General features: G+C 62.4%; 12 protein-coding genes. 7 read left to right on the top strand and 5 right to left on the bottom strand.

Annotated elements, in window-relative coordinates; translation table 11 throughout:
• Positions 1-43: 43 nt before the first annotated feature.
• The 3 genes from hslU (at position 44) to BT173_RS00695 (ending at position 3350) form a co-directional block, all read left to right on the top strand.
• Positions 44-1369, top strand: a complete 1326-nt coding sequence (gene hslU, locus BT173_RS00705) for an ATP-dependent protease ATPase subunit HslU (protein ID WP_072426698.1) — start codon at positions 44-46, stop codon at positions 1367-1369.
• Positions 1370-1506: 137 nt separating this feature from the next.
• The gene (locus BT173_RS00700; RefSeq protein ID WP_072426697.1) at positions 1507-2385 is read left to right on the top strand and encodes an AraC family transcriptional regulator; all 879 of its coding nucleotides are present in this window, start codon (positions 1507-1509) and stop codon (positions 2383-2385) included.
• 110 nt (positions 2386-2495) lie between these two features.
• Positions 2496-3350 (top strand): GH12 family glycosyl hydrolase domain-containing protein, encoded by an 855-nt coding sequence (locus BT173_RS00695; RefSeq protein ID WP_072426696.1) that lies wholly within the window; start codon positions 2496-2498, stop codon positions 3348-3350.
• Positions 3351-3425: 75 nt separating this feature from the next.
• Here the strand turns inward: BT173_RS00695 and BT173_RS00690 are convergent, their stop codons facing one another.
• A complete protein-coding gene (locus BT173_RS00690; protein WP_072426695.1) occupies positions 3426-5546 on the bottom strand; it encodes a TonB-dependent receptor plug domain-containing protein in 2121 nt (706 codons plus the stop codon).
• Between the two features lie 116 nt (positions 5547-5662).
• Between BT173_RS00690 and BT173_RS00685 the strand changes: the two genes are divergently transcribed.
• From BT173_RS00685 to BT173_RS00670, 4 genes are all read left to right on the top strand, one after another.
• Positions 5663-6853 carry a citrate synthase gene (locus tag BT173_RS00685; RefSeq protein ID WP_072426694.1) on the top strand — a complete coding sequence of 397 codons (1191 nt, stop codon included), beginning with the start codon at positions 5663-5665 and terminating at the stop codon, positions 6851-6853.
• A gap of 3 nt (positions 6854-6856) precedes the next feature.
• Positions 6857-8419 carry an ABC transporter substrate-binding protein gene (locus BT173_RS00680; RefSeq protein ID WP_072426693.1) on the top strand — a complete coding sequence of 521 codons (1563 nt, stop codon included), beginning with the start codon at positions 6857-6859 and terminating at the stop codon, positions 8417-8419.
• Between the two features lie 162 nt (positions 8420-8581).
• Positions 8582-8770, top strand: coding sequence for a hypothetical protein (locus tag BT173_RS00675; protein WP_072426692.1), 189 nt, complete (start codon positions 8582-8584; stop codon positions 8768-8770).
• A 476-nt stretch (positions 8771-9246) separates the two neighbouring features.
• Positions 9247-9435: a hypothetical protein gene (locus BT173_RS00670; protein WP_072426691.1), complete on the top strand. Its 189-nt coding sequence runs from the start codon at positions 9247-9249 to the stop codon at positions 9433-9435.
• 45 nt (positions 9436-9480) lie between these two features.
• On the opposite strand, the gene BT173_RS00665 is transcribed toward BT173_RS00670, so the two are convergent.
• The 4 genes from BT173_RS00665 to BT173_RS00650 form a co-directional block, all read right to left on the bottom strand.
• Positions 9481-9864, bottom strand: a complete 384-nt coding sequence (locus tag BT173_RS00665; protein WP_072426690.1) for a hypothetical protein — start codon at positions 9862-9864, stop codon at positions 9481-9483.
• Positions 9845-10240: a hypothetical protein gene (locus BT173_RS00660; RefSeq protein WP_072426689.1), complete on the bottom strand. Its 396-nt coding sequence runs from the start codon at positions 10238-10240 to the stop codon at positions 9845-9847. The genes BT173_RS00665 and BT173_RS00660 overlap by 20 nt, the downstream gene beginning before the upstream one ends.
• On the bottom strand, positions 10240-11580 hold the full coding sequence (gene creD / locus BT173_RS00655; RefSeq protein WP_072426688.1) for a cell envelope integrity protein CreD: 1341 nt from the start codon (positions 11578-11580) through the stop codon (positions 10240-10242). The genes BT173_RS00660 and creD overlap by 1 nt, the downstream gene beginning before the upstream one ends.
• 199 nt (positions 11581-11779) lie before the next feature.
• Positions 11780-14089 (bottom strand): IgaA/UmoB family intracellular growth attenuator, encoded by a 2310-nt coding sequence (locus BT173_RS00650; protein ID WP_139255975.1) that lies wholly within the window; start codon positions 14087-14089, stop codon positions 11780-11782.
• Positions 14090-14250: the final 161 nt, after the last annotated feature.

Raw genomic sequence — 14250 nt, 5'->3', positions numbered from 1 at the left:
CTCACGCATCACCGATATCGCCTTTCGCATCAAGGAATACGTCATGACCCAGATGACCCCGCAGGAAATCGTCCACGAGCTGGATAAGCATATCGTCGGCCAGGACAAGGCCAAGCGCGCGGTGGCGGTGGCCCTGCGCAATCGCTGGCGTCGCCAGCAGGTGGCCGAGCCGCTGCGCAGCGAGATCACCCCGAAGAACATCCTGATGATAGGCCCGACCGGCGTAGGTAAGACCGAGATTGCCCGGCGTCTGGCGCGGCTGTCGAATGCGCCCTTCATCAAGGTCGAGGCGACCAAGTTCACCGAGGTCGGCTATGTGGGCCGCGATGTGGACAGCATCATCCGCGACCTGGTGGAGATGGCGCTCAAGCAGACGCGCGACCTGGCGACCAAGCGGGTGCGCGCGCTGGCCGAGGATGCAGCCGAGGAGCGCATCCTGGACGCGCTGCTGCCGCCACCGCATGTGCCCTTCGGCGTGCAGCCGCCCCAGCCCGACAATAGCGAGACGCGCCAGAAATTCCGCAAGATGCTGCGCGAGGGCAAGCTGGCCGATAAGGAAATTGAGATCGAGCTGGCCGAGGCGGCGGTAAGCGCCGAGCTGTTCGCGCCGCCTGGCATGGAAGAGTTGAGCAGCCAGATCCAGAACATGTTCCAGGGCCTGGCCCAGCAAAAGCGCGCGCGCCGCAAGCTTAAGGTCGATGAGGCCTTCAAGCTGCTGGTCGAGGAAGAGGCGGGCCGGCTGATCAATCAGGAAGAACTCAAGCAGGAAGCGCTGGCCGCGGTCGAGCAGAACGGCATCGTGTTTATCGACGAGATCGACAAGGTGACCAGCCGCGGCGAAGGCCAGGGTGGCGGCGAGGTGTCGCGCCAGGGCGTGCAGCGCGATTTGCTGCCGCTGGTGGAAGGCACCACGGTGTCGACCAAGTACGGCATGGTGAAGACCGACCATATCCTGTTCATTGCCTCAGGCGCCTTCCATCTGGCCAAACCGAGCGATCTGATCCCCGAGCTGCAGGGCCGCTTCCCGATCCGCGTCGAGCTCGAATCGCTGAGCGTGGCGGATTTCGAGCAGATATTGACTGGCACCGATGCTTGCCTGACCCGCCAGTACCAGGCCCTGCTGGCTACCGAGGACGTGACGCTCAGCTTCACGGCCGATGGCATCCGCCGCCTGGCCGAGATCGCCTTCCAGGTAAACGAGAAGACCGAGAACATCGGCGCGCGTCGCCTGTATACGGTGATGGAGCGCCTGCTGGAGGAAGTCGCGTTTGGTGCGCTGGCCGGCCAGGTCAGCGTGGACGCGGCCTTCGTGGACGCCCGCCTGGGTGAACTCGCCCAGTCGGAAGACTTGGCGCGCTACGTGTTGTAAGGCCCGGACAGGGCAGACAAGGGCCGCCATTGGGCGGCCCTTTTGCTTGGCAGTCAGCCAGCGCTATGGCACCCTGCCCGCACAGCTTGAAAACGTTGTCACGCCCATTACTCGCGGCTTTCGCCGTGTGATCCAGAATGACACGCGCCCTCGACCTTCATCTGCCCATCGGCAGCCATGCGCGCCGGCTCAATCGCCTGATCGACCATATCGAGACCCATCTCGGTGACGATCTCTGCCTCGATAAGCTGGCCGAGCTGGCGGCTTTCTCCCCTTTTCATCTGCACCGGCTGTTCCGCGCCTGGACCGGCGAGACCCTGCGCGATTTCGTGCGCCGGCGGCGGCTGGAAACGGCCGGCAACCGCCTGCGCTATGACCGCGAGCTCAGCATCGGCGAGCTGGCGCACAGCTGCGGCTTTGCCTCGGCCGAGACGTTTGCGCGCGCTTTCCGTCAGCATTTCGGCCAGACCCCGAGCAGCTGGCGCCAGCAGGGTGGGCCGGGCGCGAGCGTGCTGCCGACAGCCTTGGTCATGGCGCCGGGCGCTGTCACGCTGCGCCGCCTGCCTGGGCGCGACCTGCTGTACTGGCGCCAGCAGGGCAGTTATGCCGAGGTGGCCGACCCGCTCTGGGCGCGCTTTCAGCCTTGGATAGCGGCGCTGGGGCTGGCCGGCCAGCCGCTGCTGGGCATGGGTCTGGATGACCCGGCGGTGACGCCGGCCGAGCATTGCCGCTACGACGCCTGTGTCGAGCTGCCGCCAGCCTGGCAGGAAAGCGCCGGCCTGCGCCCCTGCCGTAAGCATCTGGCCGGTGGTTGGCATGCTTGCCTCGCTTTCGAGGGCGAAGCGAGCGCGCTGGGTGGCGCCTGGACATGGCTGACTACCCACTGGCTGCCGCATAGCGGCTTCATGGCCGGTAGCAGCCCCTTCTTCGAAGCGTATGAAGCTGGCGCGGGGCGTGGCCAAGGCGGCCAGCTTCGGGCCGCGCTGTGCATGCCGGTGCAGCCGCTCGCGCGCTAAGCCTGTAACTCCGCAAGCTGGGCAAGGTGAGGAGCAAACCGGGTGGGGATGGGTGCCGTGTGGGCTGGCTAGACTGGCTGGCATCCTGACAACAACACGGAGACACCCGAATGCGCATCGCCCTATTCAGCAGCCTGCTCTGCCTCGCTGCCTGCAGCAGTATTCCCGCCCAGAAGGCGCCAGTGGCACCCGCCAAACCGACTGTGCCGGCACCCGGCCGCGCCGAGCTCGGTGCGGTGGCCGACTGCAGTGCCTGGGCCACTGCCATCGTCGGGCCGTATAAGTACGAGAACAATATCTGGGGTATCGACAAGGCCCGTGGCTTCACCCCCGACCAGTGCCTGCTGCGCCGGAACAAGGAGGGGCGCAGCGAGATCGGCTGGACCTGGAACTGGCCCGGCTATGACCCGACCGTGTATGCCTATCCGCAGATCATGTTTGGCTGGAAGCCCTGGTCGGGCGGCAAGCCCTCCGATGCGCGCTTCCCGCTCAAGGTCTCGGCCATGCAGGGCCTGAGCCTCGAATACGAGGTCGAGACCCAGGCCGAGGGCAGTTACAACCTGGCACCCGAGATCTGGCTGACCAGCTCGGGCAAATGGACCGAACAGCCCAATCCCACCCTGATTACCACCGAGATCATGTTCTGGATGGACTATCAGCAAGGCGCTGTGCCGGCCGGCAAGGTGGTCGATCAGCCGGTGTTGGCCGGCGTGCGCTATGAGCTGTTCAAGGCCGACAATATCGGCAACCGCGGCGATGGCCGCGGCTGGACGCTGTACTCCTTCCGCAGCCCGACCCGCCAACTGGCCGGACGTATTCCCATCGATGAACTGCTGCGCTATATGGTCGGCAAGGGCCTGGTCAGCGTCGACGAATACATCGCCAGCGTGGAGTTCGGCAATGAGGTAGTCGGCGGCAGCGGCACGACCTGGGTGCGCAAGTTCGAGGTGCAGGTCACGCCCTGAGCGGTGATGGGCTGGCGGAGCCGCCAGCCTGCGACCGGTCAAGCGCATGGGCCGCCAAGAGGCGGCCCATCTTGTTTACAGCTTCAGTTCCAACGCCAGGCGCAGCGCGCGCCGGCCGCGATCGCGGGTGCTTTGGTAGAGATCATGCTCGGCATCGCGAAAGCGCGCCTCGGCCCGCTTGTCGCGGTCGAGTGCATCGGCCACGCTCAGGCGTAGCTGGGCGTCCTTGTGCAGGCGCCACAACGCGTAGACATCGAGCGTGCGGCTACCGGCCGCACGCAGGCGGCGTAGCTCGGATACCTGGGCCCAGGCACTGCCCTGCACGGCATAGTTGAAGCCGAGGCCAAGTGGCCAGCCATCGGGTCGCCAGTCGCTGCCCAGGTTCACACTCCATGGTACCTGCTGGTCGAGGCGACTATCCGCCCCGGCCAGCGCGGCCACACGTGAGTAGTTCAGCCCAACATTGGCGCGCAGATCCAGATCGGCCAGGCGGGCGTTGTGCCTGCGCAGATTGAGCCGGCCGTCGCTCTCCAGCCCCCAGCTTGTGGCGCGGCCGCGGTTCTCGCGCACCTCCACCCAGGCACCGTTCTGCCACAGCACGCGGGGCAATACCACGTCCTCAATGCGGCGGGCATGGGCGCTCAGGCTGAACTGTCCGCCGGACAGATCGCGCTCCCAGGCACCATCCAATCCCCATGCCAGCTCGGGGCGCAGCTGCGGGTTGCCCTGGGTATTGGGCGTCAGCGCGCTGTTGTCATTGGCCACATAGCGGCGCGGCTGGATTTCACGCGCATTCGGGGCCTTATAGGTGCGCGCCAACGCCAGGCGCAGCCGTTCGTCGCTACCCAGCTTCCACAAGCTTTGCAGCACTGGGCTGAACACACTGCTGCGCTGGCGCACCGTGTCCATCTGCGCGCCGCCACTGCGTGTGTGCAGGCCTTCCCAGCGCAGGCCGAAATAGCTCGACCAGTTTGCGCTGATCTCCCATTCGTCCTGGGCATACAGGGCCAGCCTGCGCACGCTGGATTGGTAGCGCTCATCCAGATTTTCGGCTGCCTGGGCATCAAAACGCTGCTCGGTCTGGAGGCGATTCTCGTCGCGACTGCGCCATTCGCCGTCCCAACCTACTACCAGCGCATGGCCATCGCCGAGCGGGCTACGCCATTTACCGTCCAGGCTCCAGGCGCGGTCCTCCGCCAGCGAGGTGACATGCTGCTCACTGAGCAGCTGCCCATCGGTTCCATAGCCGAGGAAATGCGCACGCGTGTCGCGTCGATTGTCATTCAGGCCCAGCTTGACCTCACTGCTGCTGCCGCCGGCCGACTTGTGCGCCCAGAGCAGGCGGCTGCGCAGGTCATGGCCCTCGCGTGCAATGCCGAGTCGATTGGCCGCGTAGTCGGGTGGCGTGCCAAAGCCGCTTCGCCTATCCCACACCCAGCTATCGCCGCGCATCAGGCGCAGCTGGCTGTCCAGGCTCAGGCTGCGCTCGGCATCCAGGCGCCAGCCCAGTCGCGGTGAAAGGCTCAGCGCGCGGTTATCGTAGTGCTCTGTCTTCTCAGTCGTCCGCTGCAGCGGCCCGCCGGCATCCTGGCCGCTCAGCGCCAGCTGCATCGGGTAGTGGAGCTGTTCCTGACTGGCGCCCAGACCCAGCTGATAGCTGAAGTCAGCATGCTTGTCGCTCAGGCTGGCATCGGCAAACCAGGCAGGCCGGCCATGTATCGTCTGTGCACTGAGCTTGGCGCTGCGCTGACCGGCTGCCAGCTGACGGCGAAGAACGACATTCACGCTGCCGGCAATCGCTTGTGCGCTGTGCTCGGCGCTGGCACTGCGCAGTATCTCGATCTTCTCCACCTGTTCCAGCGCCAGGCTATCCAGGCTGAAGCCCAGCGGGGCCGGTTCACCATTCAGCAGGATCTGCGTATAGCCATTCCCCAGGCCACGCAGGCGCACTTCACTACCGCGCCCGCCATTGTTAACGATGCTGATGCCCGGCTGGCGGCGCAGGGCATCCACTGCATGCTGGTCGCCAAAGCGCAGCAATTCCTCACGCTGGATCACCAGCTTGGCGGCAGTCGACTGTTTGCGCTCGTCCAGGCGGCCATGAACTTCAATGCGTTCGGTTTGTTGCGGGGGGGTGTCGGCCCAGACCAACGTGGCCAGGCACAGAATGAGCGGAGTGCTCAGCGGGCGGTACATGAGGCTTCCTCGATAGGCTGTTTTGTTGAAGCCGACCGTGGTGAGTGGCGGCTTTTTCATTTAAGCTGCCAGCAAAATTAATCGTCAATCTTGATTATTAAGATCAATATAAAGCCATGCAGCCCTATCTGAATGCCGAGGAAGCCGCCGCCCTGCTGGGCGTCAGCAAGGCCACGCTGTACGCCTATGTCAGCCGAGGCAAGTTGCAGCCGCATCAGGCCGGCGCTGCCGGACGGGGCAGCCTGTATGCACGCGAGGAGCTCGATGCACTGTGTTTGCAGAAGGGTCGTGGGCGTAAGCCCCGTGACCAGACGCCGCCCAATCCAGCCACCCTGGTCAATACCGCCCTCAGCTGCATCGAAGACGGCGAGGTGTATTACCGCGGGCGTGCTGCCAGCGCACTGGCTGAGAGTGAGAGCCTGGAAGATGTGGCACGCTGGCTATGGCAATTCGATGGTCTCGACCCATTTGCGCGTGCACCGGTCACGCCTCACCCGCTCTGGGCGCAGGCCTTGTACGCGCTGCACGATCGCAGCTTGGCCGAGCGCGCCAGCTGCCTGCTGGCGCTCGCGCAGCTCTCGATTCCGGGCGCCGCCTGGCTAACCCAGCCACAGACCCAGGCTGAGGCCTGCGCCAATCTATTGCGTTACCAACTGGCCGGTCTACTTGGGCGCCCGCCCAGTGAGGCGCCGCTCCATGAGCAACTGCGTGATGCCTGGCACCTGGACGCGGCGGCGACCGAGCTGGTGCGCGGTATGCTGGTGATCTGCGCCGACAATATCGTCAACCCGACCTGCTATGTGGCGCGCGTACTGGCCTCGCTGGGGGCACCGCTGGGTAGTGCCTTGCAGGGTGGCATGAGCAATGTGTGGGGCATCATCGAGGGCGGTACGCCTGAACAGGTGGAAGCGCAGTGGGCGCACTGGCAGGCGGCGCCCGATCTGACTGCCGCCGTGGCCAGTAAGCTGGAGCGGGGCGACAAGGTGTTCGGCTTCTATCACAGCATGTTCCCGCACGGCGATGGTCGGGTGCGTTGGCTGCTTAGCCGCATCGCCATCCCGCCCGAGGCCGCGCGGCTGATGGCGGCCATGCAAGCGCTGACTGGCTTCCTACCGAATGTGGACTTCGCCCTGGTAGCGGTGCGCCGTGCGCTCGGCCTACCGCCCGAGGCGGCTTTCGTCATCCTGCATGTGGCGCGCACGGTGGGTTTACTGGCCAATGTGCTCGAACAGCGCCGCAGCGGATTGCGTCTGCGCGCCGGTGCACACTATGCGGGACCACGACCGCAGCACGATGCGGGCGCCTGAGCGATGCTGCGCATCTTGCTGTGCATATTGCTTGTATCGAGCGCCCACGCCGCTACGCTGCGCCACTGCGCGGAAGCTGGTCCGAGCAGTCTGGACCCGGCTATCGGTAATACCCTGCCCGATCATGATGCGGTGGGTGCACCGCTGTTCAATACGCTGATCGAGGTAGACCGTGCCAGCGGCCGCCTGCAGCCAGGCCTGGCCGAGGCATGGACCATCAGCGCCGATGGCCGCGACTACCGCTTTCGCCTGCGTCGTGGCGTGGCTTTCCACCACCGGCCGTGGTTCACACCCAGCCGGCCACTGGATGCACGCGATGTGGTGCAGAGCTTGCAGCGCCTGCTCGACCCACAACATGCGCTGCGCTTGCAATCGCCAGCGCTGATCTTCCCCTATGTGCTCAGTTTTGGCCTGCCTGCGCTGGTGGAGCGGGTGAGCGCCGAAGGGCGCTGGGGTGTGCATATCCGGTTGCGCGAAGCGAGCGCGCCCTTTCTGCGCCATCTGGCCCAACCCTTTGCCGCCATCCAGTCGGCCGAGTACTTGAGTCAGCTTCGGGCGCGTGGCCAATTGGCTGAGCTGGCACGCGCGCCAATCGGCACCGGGCCGTTCATGTTCGATAGCCAGGTGCCGGGCAGCCTGCTGCGCTATGTGCGCCATCCGCAGTACTGGCAGGCGGGGCGGCCAAAGCTCGACAAGCTGCTGATCCGCATCGAGCCGGATGCCGCGGTGCGTAGCCAAAAGCTGCGTACCGCCGAATGTGACACGGCCAGCATGCTGCCGATGGCCGATTGGGACAGGCTCGCACGTGAACCCGATTTGCAGCTGCATAACCTGGCCGGCAGCAATATCGGCCAGCTAGTGTTCAATACCGCCAAGCCGCCCCTGAACCAGCGCGCGGTACGCGCGGCGCTGAGCCTGGCAATTGACCGCCAGGCCCTGCTGCGTGCCGTCTATCACGGCCATGCCCAATTGGCCCGCGGCTTGTTGCCGCCATCCAGCTGGGCCTATACGTCGCAGCTGCCGCTTCCCGCTTACGACCCGGACCGCGCGCGCCGTCTATTGGCTGCGGCCGGGGTGGGCGCCTTGCAGATCAAGCTGTGGGCGATGCCGATTGCGCGCGTCTACAACCCGAATGCACGTCTGATGGCCGAAATGATCCAAGCCGACTGGGCGCGGGTCGGCGTGCGGGCCGAGATCATCAGCTTCGAATGGGGCGAGTACCGGCGCCGCCTGGATGCCGACGAGCACGAGGCCGCCCTGATAGGTTGGACGCTGAGCGCCGACCCCGACCCGATCTTCAGCAGTCTGCGCTGCGGCAATCAGGACAATCGCAGCGACTGGTGCAATCCTGCCTACGACGCGCTGGTCGAGCGTGCACGCGGCCTGGGCAGCGAGGCGGCGCGCAGCAGGCTGTATCGCCGGGCCCAGGCCATCGTACGGGATGAGCTGCCGCTGCTGCCCCTGGCGCACGGTGGTGTGGCCTTCGCCATGCGACGCAATGTACAGGGTTTCGTGCCCAGCCCATTGGGCAGCTTCCGTTTCGATACCGTGAACCTGGCGCCCTAAACACGCGTTTTTCGACCCAGCTCTTGCATTTCATCGTGGCAAAACGTCGTTCACACCCCGTTTTGCGTCAGCCATCACTCTGCCCAGGCAGTGACCTGGGGTTTGCATGAAGATACATCCAAGCAAACCCGCCATACGGCACTAACCGCTAGGAGCAAGAGCATGAAAGCCCATCAAATCCAAGACCTGATCGTCCGCATGAGCGCCGCTGCCGGCGTCGCCCTCGCCATGCTGGTGACCATCAATACGCTGACCACGGTGTCGCAACAGCATATCGAACGCGACCTGGCCAGCTACGCAAGCCATGCCCAGCTGCAAGTGGCTGGCAGCGACGCCGCCAAGCGGGCGTAAATATGCTGTCCCCAGGCGGGAGCCGGCCACGCCGCTCCCGTCACCCCGCACTATCCCGCCTCACGTCGCAGCCGTTTATCTCGCGCTAATCCTGCCCGGCAGTCCTTGCCCCGCTTCCGTTTCTCCGCCCGTCTTTCCCGTGCAGTACGACCAGTCTGCTACGCCGCCAGCACGCCCATTTCCTATTGCCTGAGCCTGCAGCACCTGCTCTGCGCAGGCTATCTGCTTATCCTTCCCTAGCCTCAGGGTGCACCTAGTGCAGCTTGCTGGGCGCAGTGCTGCCTGCTGCGTCCGGCCGGTTCACGCACTGTTTGATGTGGTTTTCACGCCATGGCCGTGCATTTCATCGCGGCAAAACGTCGTTCACACCGCGCTTTGCGTCAGCCATCGCTCTGCCCGGGTAGTGACCAGGGGTTTGCATGAAGATACATCCAAGCAAACCCGCCGTACGGCACCCACCACCAGGAGTGAAGCAAATGAAAAGCCATCAAATCCAAGACCTGATCGTCCGCATCAGCGCCGCTGCCGGTGTGGCGATTGCCATGCTGATTACCATCAATACCCTGACCACGGTGTCGCAACAGCATATCGAACGCGACCTGGCCAGCTACGCAAGCCACACCCAGCTGCAAGTGGCCGGTAGCGACGCCGCCAAGCGAGCCTGAGCATGTGCAACAAGGCGGGTTGACGCTTAGTCACCCGCCCATGTCTCAGACCGCCTCGATCACTATCCAGCAGTACAGCGAGCTCAATGGCCAGTTGGCCAGCAGCCACCAGAAGCTCCGCCACAGGGTGTTGCCGCCGGCGCGGCAAGTGAGCCGCCAGCAACAGAGCAGAATCAGTGCTATCCCCAACGGCGTCAGCACCGTTCCGAGCAGGATGCTCAGCACGCCCAGCAGCGCAAAAATCAGCGATTTCGTGAGCAGCCACCCCAGCAGGGCCACCGTGCCCAAGAGGCAAGGCAGCCAGGCACAGGCACGCGCCAGGCGAGCCAAACGGCTGGCGCGCAACCAGTAGCGCAGCCGCCAGGGCTGGCGCGCCCAGCCTTGTGGCCGGGCACGCCGCGCCAGCGTCTTAGCAGCGGCGGCGTGCATCGGCCGCGCCGCTGAATTCCGCCTGAGCCTGACTGGCCGCACAGACCGCGGCGCGCTGGCGTGCCAGTTCAATCTGCGACCCCAGGCCGGCGTAGGCGCAGGCCAGCGGGAAGTTGCCCAGCAGCAAGGCACAGGCCATGGCCGTACCCGGCAGCCAGCGCCGGCCGGCGCGCAGGCGCAGCGCATACAGCACGCCCAGCCCGCCGCCGAACAGGCATAGCCCGAGCACCATATTCAGCAGGCCCAGTACCGGCAGCAGGCTGCTGCTTGACCACACCCAAAGCAGGAAGATGGTGCTGCCCAGCAGCATGGGCAGCAGACCACACCATTGCGCGGCATGCACGAGCGGGCGCAGCGTGGGGGCTGGGCGGCGCATCAGGCTTCTTCCTCGACCAGACGGGGGGAGTTCGACAGGCTGTACCAGTCGAGCTTGCGGGTCAGCACCATTACCGCGCTCAGCAGGCCGAACAGCAGCAGCGCGCCCAGCAGCAAGGCATGGTCTTCCGAGCGCAGCAGCACATAAAGCAGGCCATACAGCGCCGCCAGCAGCGCAGCAAAGCCCAGCCCGCGCCAGCGGCTACCCAGCGCATGGCTGGCATAGAAGGCGTTCTGCAGCACGCAGGCGCTGGCAGCCAAGGCATAGGCGAGAGCGAACGACCATTGCTCGGCCAGCGAGAGCAGCAGCAGGAAGAACACCGCCAGCGACAGGCCGACCAGTGCGTACTGGACCGGATGGATGGCGATGCGCTTGAGCACCTCGGTCAGGAAGAAGGTGCAGAAGGTCAGACAGACGAACAGGAAGCCATATTTGACCGCGCGGTCGGTCTGCAGATAAACGTCAACCGGCTCAAGCAGGCGCACACCGAGGCGGGTGGCGTGGAAGTCCTCGCACTCACCGCTGCTCACGCACTGCTCGAAGCGCTCGCTCAGATTGGTGGCGAACCAGCTGGTACGCCAGCGTGCCGCGAAGCCCTGTGCATCGATATTGCGGCTATCGGGCAGAAAGCGCCCGCTGAAGCTCGGGTGTTGCCAATCCGACTGCAGGCTGACCTCGCTATCGCGCCCCAGCGGCAGCACATGCAGCGCATCCATGCCATCGAGGTTCAGCTTGAAGTGAAATGGCACGCGCGCCGCCGCGCCGCTATATGCCGGCAATTGCGCGTGAATGCCACTACCGAGCGCCTTCAGCCGGGCACCAGGCGCAAAGCTGGCTGTACTACCGCCCCAGCTGGTGACCGGGCTGGCCTTGATGCCGCGTACATCGGCCAGGCCCACGCTCAGATAGGGCTGACCCCAGCGCAGCACCGCATCGCTGGGCAGGCCAGCATTGGCTGGCAGGACGAACTGGCCCGCGAGGGTCAGTTCGGTGCGGTAGACCTGGGTACGGTAGATGCCGCGCTGACGGCTGGCGGTATTGAGCCGGCCGGACACGGACAGGGTGTCGGGCAGCATGCGCACGCTGCCCTCGCGCCACACTTCACGCTGCTGGCCAGGCTGATTGGGTACCGGCTCCAGCACGCGCTGCTGGTAGGGCAACACCCACACCGGCCCGCTCACCGTCTGCGCACCAGCCGCACCATCGGCAATCGAGGCAATCGCCTGCTCGCGATAGGCCTGCCGCTCGCTGACCAGGCCGTCGACCATGCCGAGCGGTATCAACAGCAGCAATATCAATACGGCCATGCCGGCCAGTTTCCACAGCAGATATTTGGACATGCTTTCCTCCCTGGGTTTGAACGGGAGCCAGTCTGCCCAGCCTGTATGCGTGCCTGATGCGCTGTATGTGAACTTGTGTGAAGTGGTGCTGGGGTCGTCTAAACCAGCTGATAGCTAACAAACTGCCTGATTAAAGTAGTCTGTTAGCGGCTGGCGTTGATCCTGTACCTCTCATGAGAATGGACAGGCTCAGATTGGACTAAAAGCGACTATTCGCGCTGGCCTGCTGTGCGTAATAAAGATTGATGGCTTTGGCGCGCTTGTTGGCACGCCAAATATTGACCCCCCAGCATGTGCCGTGCACAAGCATTAACAGCAGCCCCAAAAGCAGAGCGACGACAGCTAGGACGGCGCGCATAACATTGTCGGGCGTGCGATAAGGGTCGAGCTCAAGAATGAGGTCGCCATTTTTTGCCTGCTCCATACCAACCAATAATCCTTTTACTCGCAGTGCCTGCAGATTATCGGCTTGCGCTATGCGACCATAAGCCTCCCAACTCTTAAGCCAGTCGCCGCGTATCTCATCGAGTAGCGCCGGCGCTGCTGCGTCCCCTTCATTTTCAATCGACAGGGTCTTCAAGCCCAAGCTCGCTTGCTTGATCTGATTAGCTTGTCCAGGGTCGACATTCAATATGACTGCGCCTTGCTGACCTTGCTGCAGCTGCAGAAATGCCTGCTTATAGCTGTCATGAATTTGCGCTTCTGCGATGCTGCGTGCTGCTGACCTTAAGGAAATCAAGGTCGACTCTCTGAGTAACGCAATATGCTCACCGCTGGCGGCATCTTTGATCGACTGCGCCAGTAGCTTTTCCCAACCTATGGCTTCATTACTCGCATCAACGACCAGCTCCTCACCCATCAAGTTCTTGAGCTTGCTACAAGCTTCCTGCAGCGCAGATTTGTTGGCTGCACACTGTTCCTCAATGCCGATCACCAGCGCACTCAGATTGGTGATGTTGTAAATGCTGGGGGGGGCGACATAAGGGTCATAGCGCCCGCTTAAGCTCATCTGGCGCATTTGTAGCATCAGGCTGGCTTGGTGATTCTTCTCTGACTGTATGGCGCTGCCATCGTAAAAAGCCAATAGCGCGGCATCGACGCTAACCGTGCGGGGCGCTAGCGCCCTGCCACCCCAACGTAGCTTGCCGCAATTGATCTCGCCTGGCTGTTGATTGAGGCTATCGTCCACTGTGCAGCGCACCTGGGTATTCAGTTCAACCATTGAACCCAGTGTCGGTGGATGCTTAAGCGTATTGCTCGCAGAATCAGATTGATATTGCTTGTTTGAAGCAAGAACGGACTGTACTTGCGTAATATCTGACTTTATCTCGTCATTTACAAAAATCATGAATAAGACCATGCCTGCGCCAACGATTGCAATCGTCAGATGTTTCCCCCAGAAAATCAGGGGAAAACGGCGTACTTCATTATCAACCGAAAATGTCTTATTGAAGCTAAGCACGGAATAGTCTGAGACCCGCAAGGCCAGTTTGACCACGCTATCAGGTGCCAAACGAATATGCGCTAGCCAGGAGTCCGGTAGTTGCAAGGGGATTTTATCCCCTAGGAATAACTGCGTATGCACGAGGGCGGTATTGGCTGGGTCCTGTATCTGAACCAAGTTTAAGGTTCCTTCCACCTCATTTACCTTTTCTGGCTTAGACGCTACGCGCGGTCGCCAGATGAGGTAAATCGCAACGATGGTAAATATGCTGCTAACGGCAAGCCATAGCATCTCCGAGCCATTTGTTGCACCATATATTAATGCAGCATAAGCGCACAGTAGAAGGAGGGAAGCAATGATGCCAAAGCCAGGGGTTTTGCGCGCGATAATCTCTGAGTTTGTTTCCTCACGCTGTGAAAGTATGCGCACTTGCCGCATTTCTTTGGCAAGCTCGGCGCCCCCACCGCCCAGAATATTTCTTTCGGTAAGCGTGGAATTTTCCATATCGGCGATTTGCCCCTCCTCGCCATACTCCCATTGCTGATGGCTTACTTGCTGCGCGTGGAGACGCTTTTTCCCCTCTGCCAAATTGAAATGGTCCTCAATGGAGATAACAATTGCATATTTATCAGTAAATACAACTTCTGCGCTGGTGAAGCGACCGATGAAACTGCGCGCATCATAGGGAAGAAGAACGTCTACCCCAGCTATTGTGTCGTGCAGCGTTTTGGCACCGTTTCCGTAACTGATGCCATGGCTGATAAATTCGCCCTCCAGCAGGTAAACGTTTTGATCTTTTAATTGGGCTGGTTTATTGGGGTGCGATGGACTGACCAGAAATGGTTGAACCAGTGCATGTTCTTCCTCGCTTAGTTTGCGAGTTGGTTGGCTCTTTGCGTGGAAATCTCGTAATTGGGACTTGTTTTGCCTGCGACGGGAAATGTAAGTGATGGCGCTATAACTGGAGTAGAGTAGTATGGCGACAACGAATAAAATATTTAAAATTTCCATGACTTTGATTAGGTCCTGATGGTTTATTGAGCTTGGATTTTTATCGAGCTGCAAATTTTCTCATGGGTATTCGCTGACGACCATGGCATAAATGTGCTGTTGGCATAAGGCGTTAATATTAACGACCGGGCTGTAATGAACATCTTGCGAGTGCGGTGGGGCAAGGCCAGTCCGTCGCACTTGGCAAGGCATGCTGCGCTTAGCTAGAGCATCGG

The organism is Chitinimonas taiwanensis DSM 18899 (genome assembly GCF_900119825.1).
Lineage (GTDB): Bacteria > Pseudomonadota > Gammaproteobacteria > Burkholderiales > Chitinimonadaceae > Chitinimonas > Chitinimonas taiwanensis.
The sequence above is the reverse complement of the archived record's forward strand: the minus strand, read 5'-3'. Positions and strand labels throughout refer to the sequence as shown.

What these genes read in the sequence shown, in the direction of transcription:
- hslU (WP_072426698.1), top strand. Translation starts at nt 44, where the DNA reads ATGACCCAGATGACCCCGCAGGAAATCGTCCACGAGCTGGATAAGCAT.
- BT173_RS00700 (WP_072426697.1), top strand. Translation starts at nt 1,507, where the DNA reads ATGACACGCGCCCTCGACCTTCATCTGCCCATCGGCAGCCATGCGCGC.
- BT173_RS00695 (WP_072426696.1), top strand. Translation starts at nt 2,496, where the DNA reads ATGCGCATCGCCCTATTCAGCAGCCTGCTCTGCCTCGCTGCCTGCAGC.
- BT173_RS00690 (WP_072426695.1), bottom strand. Translation starts at nt 5,546, where the DNA reads ATGTACCGCCCGCTGAGCACTCCGCTCATTCTGTGCCTGGCCACGTTG.
- BT173_RS00685 (WP_072426694.1), top strand. Translation starts at nt 5,663, where the DNA reads ATGCAGCCCTATCTGAATGCCGAGGAAGCCGCCGCCCTGCTGGGCGTC.
- BT173_RS00680 (WP_072426693.1), top strand. Translation starts at nt 6,857, where the DNA reads ATGCTGCGCATCTTGCTGTGCATATTGCTTGTATCGAGCGCCCACGCC.
- BT173_RS00675 (WP_072426692.1), top strand. Translation starts at nt 8,582, where the DNA reads ATGAAAGCCCATCAAATCCAAGACCTGATCGTCCGCATGAGCGCCGCT.
- BT173_RS00670 (WP_072426691.1), top strand. Translation starts at nt 9,247, where the DNA reads ATGAAAAGCCATCAAATCCAAGACCTGATCGTCCGCATCAGCGCCGCT.
- BT173_RS00665 (WP_072426690.1), bottom strand. Translation starts at nt 9,864, where the DNA reads ATGCACGCCGCCGCTGCTAAGACGCTGGCGCGGCGTGCCCGGCCACAA.
- BT173_RS00660 (WP_072426689.1), bottom strand. Translation starts at nt 10,240, where the DNA reads ATGCGCCGCCCAGCCCCCACGCTGCGCCCGCTCGTGCATGCCGCGCAA.
- creD (WP_072426688.1), bottom strand. Translation starts at nt 11,580, where the DNA reads ATGTCCAAATATCTGCTGTGGAAACTGGCCGGCATGGCCGTATTGATA.